Annotated in this window: 14 protein-coding genes and 3 pseudogenes; 13 read left to right on the forward strand and 4 right to left on the reverse strand. The window is 68.2% G+C overall.

The features are described from left to right. The coding region (locus ACIRU3_RS46500; protein ID WP_404070344.1) for a transposase at positions 1-261 on the reverse strand (261 nt) is incomplete at its 3' end. A 342-nt stretch (positions 262-603) separates the two neighbouring features. Between ACIRU3_RS46500 and ACIRU3_RS46505 the strand changes: the two are divergent. Further along, positions 604-858, forward strand: a pseudogene (locus ACIRU3_RS46505) (transposase); the annotation flags it as partial. Positions 859-1,003: 145 nt separating this feature from the next. Then, the gene (locus ACIRU3_RS46510) at positions 1,004-1,300 is read left to right on the forward strand and encodes a hypothetical protein (RefSeq protein ID WP_404070346.1); all 297 of its coding nucleotides are present in this window, start codon (positions 1,004-1,006) and stop codon (positions 1,298-1,300) included. A 33-nt stretch (positions 1,301-1,333) separates the two neighbouring features. Here ACIRU3_RS46510 and ACIRU3_RS46515 read toward each other — a convergent pair whose 3' ends face one another. Then, the gene (locus ACIRU3_RS46515; protein WP_404070348.1) at positions 1,334-2,884 is read right to left on the reverse strand and encodes an MFS transporter; all 1,551 of its coding nucleotides are present in this window, start codon (positions 2,882-2,884) and stop codon (positions 1,334-1,336) included. A gap of 321 nt (positions 2,885-3,205) precedes the next feature. On the opposite strand from ACIRU3_RS46515, the gene ACIRU3_RS46520 reads away from it, so the two are divergent. Genes ACIRU3_RS46520 through ACIRU3_RS46530 form a run of 3 tightly spaced genes read left to right on the forward strand, consistent with a single transcriptional unit; the run spans position 3,206 to position 4,413 of the window. Further along, entirely contained in the window at positions 3,206-3,838 is a 633-nt protein-coding gene (locus tag ACIRU3_RS46520) for a hypothetical protein (RefSeq protein ID WP_404070350.1), read from the forward strand. A 34-nt stretch (positions 3,839-3,872) separates the two neighbouring features. Next, complete coding sequence (locus ACIRU3_RS46525) at positions 3,873-4,106, forward strand: hypothetical protein (RefSeq protein ID WP_404070352.1); 234 nt, start codon at positions 3,873-3,875, stop codon at positions 4,104-4,106. Between the two features lie 13 nt (positions 4,107-4,119). Next, the gene (locus tag ACIRU3_RS46530) at positions 4,120-4,413 is read left to right on the forward strand and encodes a DUF6087 family protein (RefSeq protein WP_404070354.1); all 294 of its coding nucleotides are present in this window, start codon (positions 4,120-4,122) and stop codon (positions 4,411-4,413) included. 90 nt (positions 4,414-4,503) lie between these two features. Here ACIRU3_RS46530 and ACIRU3_RS46535 read toward each other — a convergent pair whose 3' ends face one another. Both ACIRU3_RS46535 and ACIRU3_RS46540 read right to left on the reverse strand, forming a co-directional pair. Continuing rightward, entirely contained in the window at positions 4,504-4,962 is a 459-nt protein-coding gene (locus tag ACIRU3_RS46535) for a hypothetical protein (protein ID WP_404070356.1), read from the reverse strand. A gap of 112 nt (positions 4,963-5,074) precedes the next feature. Beyond that, a complete protein-coding gene (locus tag ACIRU3_RS46540) occupies positions 5,075-5,287 on the reverse strand; it encodes a hypothetical protein (RefSeq protein ID WP_404070358.1) in 213 nt (70 codons plus the stop codon). A 210-nt stretch (positions 5,288-5,497) separates the two neighbouring features. Here ACIRU3_RS46540 and ACIRU3_RS46545 point away from each other — a divergent pair. From ACIRU3_RS46545 to ACIRU3_RS46580, 8 genes and pseudogenes are all read left to right on the forward strand, one after another. Next, positions 5,498-5,773 (forward strand): annotated as a pseudogene (locus tag ACIRU3_RS46545) (tetratricopeptide repeat protein); the annotation flags it as partial. Between the two features lie 36 nt (positions 5,774-5,809). Continuing rightward, positions 5,810-6,310 (forward strand): NUDIX domain-containing protein, encoded by a 501-nt coding sequence (locus ACIRU3_RS46550; RefSeq protein ID WP_404070360.1) that lies wholly within the window; start codon positions 5,810-5,812, stop codon positions 6,308-6,310. Between the two features lie 50 nt (positions 6,311-6,360). Further along, complete coding sequence (locus ACIRU3_RS46555) at positions 6,361-6,831, forward strand: hypothetical protein (protein ID WP_404070362.1); 471 nt, start codon at positions 6,361-6,363, stop codon at positions 6,829-6,831. Positions 6,832-6,975: 144 nt separating this feature from the next. Continuing rightward, positions 6,976-7,665: a transposase family protein gene (locus ACIRU3_RS46560; protein WP_404070364.1), complete on the forward strand. Its 690-nt coding sequence runs from the start codon at positions 6,976-6,978 to the stop codon at positions 7,663-7,665. Positions 7,666-8,376: 711 nt separating this feature from the next. Then, a complete protein-coding gene (locus ACIRU3_RS46565; RefSeq protein ID WP_404070366.1) occupies positions 8,377-9,729 on the forward strand; it encodes a PhoH family protein in 1,353 nt (450 codons plus the stop codon). A gap of 120 nt (positions 9,730-9,849) precedes the next feature. After that, a complete protein-coding gene (locus ACIRU3_RS46570) occupies positions 9,850-10,047 on the forward strand; it encodes a hypothetical protein (protein ID WP_404070370.1) in 198 nt (65 codons plus the stop codon). Positions 10,048-10,246: 199 nt separating this feature from the next. After that, positions 10,247-10,507 (forward strand): hypothetical protein, encoded by a 261-nt coding sequence (locus tag ACIRU3_RS46575; RefSeq protein WP_404070368.1) that lies wholly within the window; start codon positions 10,247-10,249, stop codon positions 10,505-10,507. A gap of 77 nt (positions 10,508-10,584) precedes the next feature. Further along, positions 10,585-11,097: pseudogene (locus ACIRU3_RS46580) on the forward strand (transposase); the annotation flags it as partial. Between the last annotated feature and the right edge of the window lie 86 nt (positions 11,098-11,183).

Genomic DNA, 11,183 nt, shown 5'->3' on the forward strand with positions numbered 1-11,183 from the left:
GCCGATCTTGACGAAGACCTCGTCCAGGTGCCATTTGTCACCCGGCTGCGGGCGCCGCCTGCGCAGCGAATTGGCGTAGGTCTGCCCGAACTTCAGGCACCAGCGGCGGACGGTCTCGTAGGAGACGACGACTCCGCGTTCGAGCATGAGCTCCTCGACCTCGCGGTAGCTGAGGGGGAAGCGGAAGTACAGCCACACACAGTGCGCGATGACCTCCACCGGATACCGATGGTTCTTGTACGACGGCGGCACATCCGACACCAGCGATCCCCTCCCCGGACACGGCCAACCCGAAGATCATCCCACCCAGACCGGCAAGGTGACAGCACCCGTTCGGCCGAGGAGAAGCTGTATGAACGCGTTCTGCCCTCACCCAACGAGATCAGGATCAAGGTCGAGGCTGCGGAGCGGATCGTGGCCCGGGCAGAGAAGCGTCTGGCCGCGGAGACCGCGGCTCACCAGGAGAGGGAGTGTCCAATAGACGGCGGATCCGATGATCAAGGAGACGCCTGAATGAGCGAGACCATCACCCAGCACGGGGCCGCGGAGGAGCCGGTAGTCGAGTCGACTGCGGGGGCGGTGTCGGACGAGCAGTTGATCGCGATGCTGGTCGACCGCGCGCGATCTGACGGCCTCCAGCTGACGGGTGAGGGTGGGCTGTTGCAGCTGCTGACCAAGCGGGTGCTCGAGGCCGCCCTGGAGGGCGAGATCACCGATCACGTCGGCTATGACAAGCACGACGCGGCGGGCCGAGGCGGCGGCAACAGCCGGAACGGCACTCGGTCGAAGACGGTGCTGACCGACGTCGGCCCGGTCGAGGTGATGGTGCCCCGTGACACGGCCGGCACCTTCGAGCCGCAGACGTGCGGCGGCGGCGGACGCCTACGAGCGGTACCGGAAGAACCCGGGGCGCACGCTGCGCCGCATAGAGAAGCTGGAGGCGGAGCGGCGCGGCGTCCTGCGGGAGCGTGACGGCGTTGACGACAAGGGCCGTAGGGCTGATGTGTGGCGACGCGAGCCGTCCGAAGCGCGCCGGGAGGAGCTGACGCGCCGTCTGGCCGAGTACGACGAAGAGCTGACGTACTGGGCGGAGACCATCAAGGAGGCGGAGCGGCGCGGCTTCAAGGTGTGGGGTCGGGCCGACTTCATCAAGGGTGATTTCGTGCGGTGGCGGGGGTCCTGGTACGAGGTGACCCGGGTCAACGCCAAGACGGCGACCGTGCCGCACATCCACGCCGCGTTTGATGGCCGTCGGCGCCGTCGGCGGCTGCCGCGTGGTCACCCGCGCGGCAACGGCTGAGACCCGGCACAAGGGCAGCACGTACACGCTCCCCTACAACGAGGTGAGCGGGCGCATGTCGGCCGAGCAAATGCGGGCCGCCCTGGCGGGCGAGGCGATCCCCGCCGACCCGCGCGACATCACCCCGGAGCCCGCCCCGGAGGAGGCCGAAGGGCACGCTGCGGCCTGTGCCCTGGCTGACGTGGTTTCGGACCCGTCCGGGGTGGACGTGCGGGAGGGCGAGGGCGGCGCCCTGGGCGACGTTCCCGAGGCGGACACCGTGGCGGTCGAGGTAGCGCCCGTGGCCGGCGGCGGCACTCCGGCCGTCCCGACGGGCAAGGCCCGAGGGCCCTTTCCCCGCTGTGACGCGCACACGTCAACTACCGCGCTCGCGGGTGCCGTACGCGCCTGCGCGAGCGCATGGCTGAGCCTGCGCGCCCCGATCAGGGCCGTGGCCACGGCGAGCAGCGCTGCGATGACGGTCACCTCGTATCCCGCCGCGGCGCCGGAGCGTTCCACCACCGCGCTGGCGATCGCGGAGCCGCAGGCCGCGCCGACGGCGAGTCCGGTGACGGTCCAGGTCATCCCCTCCGTCAGACGGGAGGCGGGGACAATGCGCTGCACCAGCACGTTTGTGGTGATCATCGTCGGCGAGAGCAGCATTCCGGCGAGGAACAGGGCCGCCGCCAGGAACACGAGGTTCGTGACGAACAGCAGTGGCAGCATGCTCAGCGCCATGACCACCACCCCGGTCAGGTAGCGCCGGGACAGGGGGCCGCGCAGGCTTAGCGTGCCGAAGACGAGTCCGGCGATGCACGAACCGAGCGCGTACACGCCCAGCACCACGCCGGACAACGCCTTGTGGTGCACATGGTCGGCGAAGGCGACGGTGGCCACCTCCATCGAGCCGAGGACCACGCCCAAGCCCACATAGGTGAGGACCAGGATCCCCAGTCCGCGGGAGCGCAGCACGGAACCAGTGACTTCCTTGCGCTGCCGGGGCGCGCGCAGCGGCGGCTCGGTACGGCGCTGGGCCGCGAGCAGCACGGTCCCGACGGCGAGGAGCAGCGTGGTCAGCGCCGGTCCGGCCTCGGGAAAGACGGCCGTGGACACGACCGCGGCGAGGGGCGGTCCGACGACATAGCTGATCTGGGTCAGCACCGACTCGAACGAGTAGGCGGGGTGCAGCATCGGTGAGCCCGCGTAGATGTGGGCCCAGCGGGCGCGGACCAGCGAGCTCATGCTGGGCATGCACCCGGCGACGGCGGCGCTGGGGAACAGCGTCCAGGCCGGGGCGCCCAGGTAGACGCAGAGCACTAGCGCGCTCATCGCCGCGACGCTGACGCCGGACGCCGTCAGCATCACCCGGCCCTGTCCGAACCGGTCCACCAGCCGGCTCACCTGCGGTCCGATCGCCGAGGTCGACAGCGCGATGGTGGCCGCCACCGCGCCGGCGAGGGCGTAGCGGTGGGTCGCGGACAGCATGACGATGACGCCGACGCTCTGCATGGACTTCGGCAGGCGCGCGACGAACCCGGCGGTGCAGAAGGCCAGGCTCCCGGGGGCGTCGAAGATTCGCCGGTAGGTGGAGAGCGCAGACGGCATGGAGCCTTCCTGGCGACTCGTTGAATGGGGTCAATGCATTTCGAACGTAGCGCGGCCCCGGCCCCCGCTCCGAGAGCCGATCGGCCCTCGCCCCGGTGGACGCGGACCCGTCCCGCCCACGCCCGGCTCCCCATCCTCGCCATCAACACACCCATCCTGCCGGGGGCACCAGGCAAAACGGCCCGGACCGATCACGGTCCGGGCCTTTTTGACGGCACCATTTGACGGCAGTCGTTTCTCAGGCACCCGGAAGACGGCGTTTGAGCAGCCGGTCCATGTGGCTGATCGCCTCCCGCTGGGTGTGGGGAAGGCGAGGCAGCGATGGCCAACAGATCCAGCAACCCGCACCTGGCGCTGTGGATCGCAGCGACCGGGCTGTCCCACGGTGAAATCGCCCGACGCGTCGCCGTGACGGCCAAAGCCCAAGGTCACCGCCAGGTCGCGCCGGACGCGACCCGCGTCCGGCGCTGGATCGACGGTGAACGGCCCCGCCCGCCGGTGCCCGCCCTGCTCGCGGAAGTCCTTTCGGACGCAGTCGGACAACCGCTCACTCCCGGTGATCTCGGCCTGACGGCCACGGGCCCAGAGCTGGATAGCATCCAGCTCCCGCTGCTGACCGAGGCAGCCACCCAGACCCTGGCCGGATGGACGCAGATGGATCTGTTCATGAACCGCCGCGACACCCTGAAGCTCGCCGTCGGCGCCCCGCTGATCCTCGCCGCAGAGCGGATGCTCGGCGGCACCGCCCACGCCCTGAACCACGGCCGCAAGGGCTTCGACGCCGACACCGTCACCGCGCTGGAGGAGGTGACCGCCTTCTTCACCAAGGCCGACGCCTCCAAGGGCGGCGGCCTGTACCGCTCGGCGATCGTCGCCCAGCTCGCCGAGGCCGCCACCTCGCCGGGCTGGGCCGTCCCCGCAAACGAGCGAGCACCCGCTTCGAGGACGCGCTGAAACTCAGAAGCCGGGGTTCGACCGCGTCCGCGTCATGGACCGCGTTGGGCTCGCCGCCGCGCTGTTCGACGAGGGCGAGGCCGAGAGGGGCGCCGCGGCGGTCCAGCAGGCGCTCGACGACGCCGCTCGGGTTGACTCCACGCTGGTGGCCTCCCGGCTCAACACCCTGCTCGACGCAGCCCGCCCGTACGAGACAGCCGCCGTCGACGAGGTGCGTACGAGGGCGAAGGATCTCGCCGCCGCCCGGCCGACCACGATCGCGGCCTGAGACCATCGAGCGTATGGGCAAGCACAGCCGTCCCGGACCGCCGAACCAGCCGTCGCGCGCTCTCCCGCGCGTCGATGCCGACGACCCGCTCGCCGCGTACGCCAAGCGGCGCCGTCCTCCGATGGACCAGTACCGGCGTCACCGGCCGCTGCACGGCGGTGCCGGCCACTGTCGGCCCGAGGAACCCAGGGCCTTGGAGGAGTGGGATGGTTTCGCCTACGTCCCAGTCGGCACTGCCCCCGACCTCGCAGTAGCCACATCCTGGGCTCACGGGCTCGACTCCCACGACTCGATCGATCAGGAGTAGGGCCTCGGTAGAGGCGCCCGGCGGCGGAGGGCACTTGGCCAACAGGGCCGCCGCCGGGCTCGGGATCAGAACCGATAGGACTCGGCGGCGTCAACGGCCACTGGTTCGGCTTTCGTCCCGGATCATGCGGCGGAGGCTGGTGCGGGCCGCTGCGAGGTCGTCTTCGGCCTCCTCAAGGCGTCGGCTGAGCTGAGTGTTGTCCTGCCGAACCTGCTGGAGCTGGGTGGACAGTTCGTGGTTGTGGCTGGTCAGCTCGTCGATCCGGGCGACGAGGTCCTTCGTCGCGGCCTGGTCGAGTTGCTGGCCGAGGCTGCGTTGCAGAGCTGCTTTCAGCTTGTCTCGTTCTTCGCGGAGGGTCCGTATCTCGGTGCGGGAGAGTTCCAGGTCGGTACGCAGACTCGCTGTGCTCGCGGTGCCTCCGGGCTGCCGGTCGCGGGCGGGACTGCTCGCCTGCTGGGCACGGGCCTTGTCGATGTGCTCGCGCACCCCGTCGGCGTAGACCAGCCAGTTCGAGACGCCTGCCGTGCGGGCGACCGCGGCGAAGGTCACTGGATCTCCCTGGGCCAACAGTTGTTCCACTACGGCGAGGACGCGCTGCCGCTTGGTCCGGCGTCCCGGCGGCGGGCCTCCGCCAGGACCTCGGCGGACGTGCGTGGCACGGTCATGCCTGTGCCCCCTGCCCTTGGACGACGGAGAGCGGCAGGAGGGTGCGCCCTCCTGCCCGTACCTTGCGCAGCACCCTGCTGGCCTCCGCAACCTCTGCCTGGATCTCGGCCGGCAACTCTTCCATGCGGGCGTTCATGCGCTCGATGACGCCCTGAAACGCCTCGATCTGGTCGGTGATGTTGCGGATGACGAAGGCATCGGCGTCCATGCCTCGGCCAACTCGCGGTCGGCCTTCAGCGCGCGGATGTGGTCTCGATCGCGGGCAGGTAGGACGGATCAGGGCGGTAGAAGCCGCATCCTGCGCATTGGAAGCGGATCGGGCACTTCTTCCCGCCGGCCTTCACGTTCGACGGCTCTACGCAGTTCCCGTACGGGACCGCGACCGATTTCGACTCATACGACAGGTTAGAGGAGAACGCAACACCGCGACGCCCTGGTGCGCTGGGACCCCGAGAAGTACAAGCGCGTCCACGCCCTCACGTACGCCGACCTCGGCGACAGCCTGGCCGCCCAGGCCCGCGCCGACGAGGCCGTCGCCGCCTGGTCCCAGGCTCTGATCCTCATGGAGGGCATGACCTCCGACCGTACCCGCAAGGCGATCACCTCACTCCGCTCCACCCTGTCCGTCTACCAGCGCCGCAAAGTGCCCGGAGCCGCCGAACTCGCCCGCCGCGCACGCGGAGCACTGGCCTAAGCTGCCCACCAACCGGCCGACGAAGGGACCCCAGCCGTGGCTCAGCCGCAGACTGACGACCAGCCCAAAGCCCTGCCGCCCGCCCTCGCATCCATGACTTTGCTGGTCGCCGCCGTCATCGTCCACGACAAGGCCGCCAACCGGATCGTCCTCCTCCAGCGCAGCCGGGACGCCAAGTTCGCCCAGGGCATGTGGGACCTGCCGGTCGGCAAAAGCGAGCCCGGCGAGCCCATCACCGAGACCGCCGTACGCGAGCTGTACGAAGAGACCGGCCTGACCGTGAAGCCGGAGTCACTCAAGGTCGCCCATATCATCCACGGCGCCTGGGGCGTGGAGGCACCCAACGGCTTCCTCACCGTCGTCTTCACCGCCCACGAGTGGACCGGCGAACCCGAAAACCGCGAACCGCGCAAGCACGCCCAGGTCCGCTGGGTCGATGCCGACGCCATCCCCGCGGAGTTCGTGGACACCACCGCCAGTGCACTCCACCGCTACCTCGCGGGTGGTCCGGAAGTCTACCTCGACGGCTGGCAATAGGAGGTACGCGGAGCAGGGAGCGTATCCGTGGGTTCGGCGGGAACCATGGGGTGAGCCGCGAGGCGGCGGGCTTCGGCCGTGACCTCGGCATCGACCTGGTCCACGGTTCTGTCGCCGTATTCGAGGACGTCGTACTCATCGTCGAGTTCGGCGAGCCGCTCAGCCAGAGACAGCTCATGTCCGTAGCGCTGGTGAATCCGGAAAGTGAACTCCCGAGGCGTGAGCTCGCCGACGAGCATGCGGCGTGCGAAGGCTCGGGCGGCGGCTTCTTGGCCGGCCTCGCCGGCGACGGCATAAAAGGTGAGGCCGAGTTCGTCGAGTGCTGCGGGAAGCAAGTCGTGGACGTCGTAGTCCGTCTCGGTGCGCGTGCAGGCGGCGAGTATTCGAAGGCCAGGGGTGTCGAGTCCGGCGACGAGCGCATCACAGGCGGCATTGACGGCTATGTGCGGCGTGAAGTACCGGTGGCGGCCAGCAGGTTCCGTGAGGCCTATTCACGTAGGCTTTCGGTCCTCCGTTCTTGATCACGGAGGCGGCCCTGCTCGGTAGCGTGACGTTTGGGACGACGTCAGTTTTTTACCGAGGCAGGGCCGTTGAGCTGGAACGTTACGACAGGGCTGGACACCGATCAACTTGATGGGCTGGTCGCACGGGTCCACCAAGAGCTCGTGGAGGATCCGGATCCGCCGGCGGTGCCGGGACGGATGTGGGCTCTGGGCCTGTACAAGTCGGTCGTGCTGGTGCTGTTCCTGCTGCGGCAGAACCCCGTCCAGGAGGCGGCCGCCGAGTTGTTCGGCATCTCTCAGGCCACTGTCTCCAGGCGGTGGACGGCCCTGCTGCCGGTGGTGGAGAAGGTCCTGGCCAGGCAGATTCCCGATCCCGCCGAGGCGTCTGCCGGCCGCATCGTCCTGGTCGACGGGACCCTGGTCACGACCTGGGACTGGGCGAGCGAGGGCACCACGATGTTCTCCGGCAAGCACCGCAACACCGGGTTCAACCTGCAGGTCGCCGCCACGCTCACCGGGGACCTGCTCGCGGTCTCCGCGCCCGTCCCGAGCTCCCGCCACGACATGCATGCCTGGCGCCAGTCCGCATTCCCCGAGGCGTTCGCCGAACGCGAGGGCATGGGCGATCTGGGCTACGCCGGCTCCGGCCTCATCACACCGAGGCGCAAGCCGCCCGGCCAGGAACGTTCCACAGGGGACAAAGTGGCCAACCGCTCCGTCAACGCGCTCCGTGCCGCCGTCGATCTGAAGGACTGGAAGATCTTCGCTACCCGCTACCGCGGCCCCCTCACCCGATTCCCTCTCGTCGCCAAGACCGTCACCGCCCTCGCCTTCTACAAGAAGGGCTGGTGAAACCCCGTGAATAGGCCTCCGGGTCTTGCAGTGCGGGACATCTATCCGGGCTTTGCTCCGGATGCTATTAGTTAGCGGCCCGGGCGGCCCGCCCGGGGCGGGAATGGAATCTGGCATAAAGCATCTCGAAATGGGATCTGTGCGGCGGAGAACCAGGAAACGTCTCGCGCCGGCGCGTGTGCGGCGCGGCCGGATTACTGCAATGTCCCTGCTCAGCACTACCGCGCTCATACCCCTCACGGGCACCTCGGCTCAGCCGCCGGCGTAGACAACCAATGTGCAATCTGGGTCGTTGGCTATACGCATAAGTGCGGCCAACCGACCCCTGCCTCGAATGTCACATAAGACTGCAACAAATAGTAGCGGACCTTCCTCGGAGGCGATCTACCGAGCCCCTTTCGCCGGTCACCTCGGCTGGCGCGACACCGAGCTGCGCATCGGGATCCGCCGAAACAAGACACCGCCAAGGACTCTCCTGGCGCCCGGGGGAGCAAGCAGCCGGCGATCATCGAGCTGTAGGAAGACATGCGGTTCGAGTGCATTCACCAGGCGGCAAACCATTGTGATTAGACTCATAAGGCGTCGTGCCGAAGCGGGAGTCAGGGGTAGCGTCGCCTAAACCGCACTGCCGAGCTGCAGTGGGGGTGACCGACTGGCCCATTCAAAGAGCCATGCGATGTCGCCCACTCGCAGCGGATCGGAGACGCAGCGATGATCGACGAAGAGCGTGGCATTGGGGCCAAGACACCCGCCCGTTCCCGCCAGGGCGATCGGCGCACGTACGTTCTCGATACCAGCGTGCTCCTGGCTGACCCGCCGGCCATGACTCGCTTCGAGGAGCACGAGGTCGTCCTCCCGGTGGTCGTGGTCACCGAGCTCGAGGCCAAACGACACCACCCCGAGCTGGGCTACTTCGCCCGACAGGCACTCCGCCTGCTCGACGAATACCGTGTCCGGCACGGCCGCCTCGACGAGCCGATCCCGGTCGGGGAGCTCGGCGGCAGCATCCGGGTCGAATTGAACCACTCCGACCTGTCGACCTTGCCCGCCGGCTATAGGGCTGGCGGCGGCGAATCCGACGCCCGCATCCTCGCTGTGGCCCGCAACCTTCAAGCTGAGGGTTATGACGTCACGGTCGTCTCCAAGGACCTGCCTCTGCGGATCAAGGCTAGTTCGCTTGGCCTGCACGCCGAGGAGTACCGCGCCGAACTCGCCATCACCTCCGGCTGGACGGGCATCACCGAGCTCCACGTCCCCGCCCATCAGGTCGACACTCTCTTCGACGCCGGCCACGACGCCGTGAGCGACATCGAGGGTGCAGCCGAGCTGCCCGTCCACACCGGTCTGGTTCTGCACTCCGAGCGCGGCAGCGCCCTGGGCCGGGTCAACCGCGACGGGCGGGTGCGCCTGGTCCGCAGCGACCGCGATGCATTCGGCCTGCGGGGCCGATCCGCCGAGCAGCGCATCGCGCTCGACCTGCTCCTCGATCCGGATGTCGGGATCGTCTCCCTGGGTGGCCGCGCCGGCACCGGCAAGTCCGCCCTGGCACTGTGCGCGGGCCTGGAGAGCGTCCTGGAACGCCGCCAGCACCGCAAGGTCATGATTTTCCGCCCCCTGTACGCGGTCGGTGGCCAGGAACTTGGCTACCTACCGGGCGGCGAAGCCGAGAAGATGGGCCCGTGGGCACAGGCCGTCTTCGACACCCTGTCCGCGGTCACCACCCCTGGCGTGATCGAGGAGGTCATATCCCGCGGCATGCTGGAGGTCCTGCCGCTCACCCACATCCGTGGCCGCTCGCTTCACGATGCCTTCGTCATCGTCGACGAGGCGCAGTCCCTGGAGCGCAACGTCCTTCTCACTGTTCTCTCCCGAATTGGCCAGGGCTCTCGCGTCGTCCTTACCCACGACGTCGCCCAGCGTGACAACCTCCGCGTCGGGCGCTACGACGGCATCGTCGCAGTCGTCGAAAAGCTCAAGGGCCACCCGCTCTTCGCCCACATCACACTCACCCGCTCGGAACGCTCCCCTATCGCCGCACTCGTCACTGAGATGCTCGAGGTTTGATGAGAGCACGCTTGGTCGCGGGGCGCCTGCATCAGCTCGGCGTTCAGGATGAGCAGGTGTCGTGCGTAGTCCGGGGTCTGGAAGAGGCCGGGCACGTGCCGCGAGAAAGGCTTCGGGTTCATCTCCCCCGATGACGGCAGCCCAGACCCCTCCGTCCAATTCAGCGTGATCCAGGGATCCGGCTACGGGAATCTCGAGGAGAACGAGCGGGTCGAATTCCGGGGCAGCGCAGCCCGCAAGCGACCGATGTCCGCCGACTCTGACCGAAGGTCCTACACCATCGTGGCGGTGAAGCCGGACCGCAATCTCCGCTGGTGATCGCCTTCACCGTCCCGCCTGGTCCACGATGCTCGAGCTGGGCGTTCACCACCGTCTTCACACCGTTTGGAGTAGGGGCCGACGGGACGGGCAGTGGTGCGGTGCACCTGCGGTCTCGATAGCGGGATCGTGGCAGAGACTTGGGCAGTGCAGATGGCTGATGATCACCTCCGGACGGCAGCGGGGCCCGCTTCCGGCCGTGATGGTCGTCGAAGCGACGACAAAAGACCCGTCCGCACCGGAGAGGGCTATTTCAAGCGCCGAGCGGCTGAACCCGCGCATCGACGGGCCGGGGCTCCGTGTTGGTCGACTGATTGTTCAGCCGGCCTTCCTGCGTGGTCATCAGGACCAGGCCCTGGGGGCCGAAGGCAGGCACGACCTGGTCGGCGACCCGTTCGGCCACGTCAGGGTCTGTACGCTCACCGGTGTAATTGATGATCATGGAAGAGGCATCAAGTGACTGACACCGTGACCGAGTTCGTGGACGCCGCTGACCAGGCGGATCCGCCGCCGGAGGCTGCGACGGTCGAGCAGAAACTGATCGACCAGCTCGTCGAGCAGGCCCGCAGCAAGGGGCTGCAGTTGACCGGCGAGGGCGGGCTGCTGCAGCAGCTGACCAAGAGGGTTCTGGAGTCCGCTCTGGAGGGCGAGATCACCGACCATCTCGGCTATGACAAGCACGACCCGGCGGGCAAGGACGGCGGCAACTCCCGTAACGGAACCCGGTCCAAGACGGTGCTGACGGACATCGGGCCGGTCGAGATCGATGTGCCTCGCGACCGGGAGGGCTCCTTCGAGCCGGCCATCGTCAAGAAGCGGCAGCGCCGGCTGACCGGCGTGGATGAGATGGTGCTCTCGCTGTCGGCGAAGGGCCTCACGCACGGGGAGATCTCCGCGCACCTGGCCGAGGTCTACGGCGCGGACGTGTCCAAGACGACTATCAGCACGATCACCGACAAGGTGATGGACGGTATGGCGGAATGGCAGAACCGGCCGCTCGACCGCGTCTACCCGGTCGTCTTCATTGATGCTATCAACGTCAAGATTCGGGTTCTGTCGACGATCTTGTGATCCGGACGGTTGAGCGGTTCGTGCCGACCGTTCGCGATCATGCATCGCGTGCTCTCGTGATGTGC

This window comes from Streptomyces sp. NPDC101151, from assembly GCF_044768335.1.
Lineage (GTDB): Bacteria > Actinomycetota > Actinomycetes > Streptomycetales > Streptomycetaceae > Streptomyces.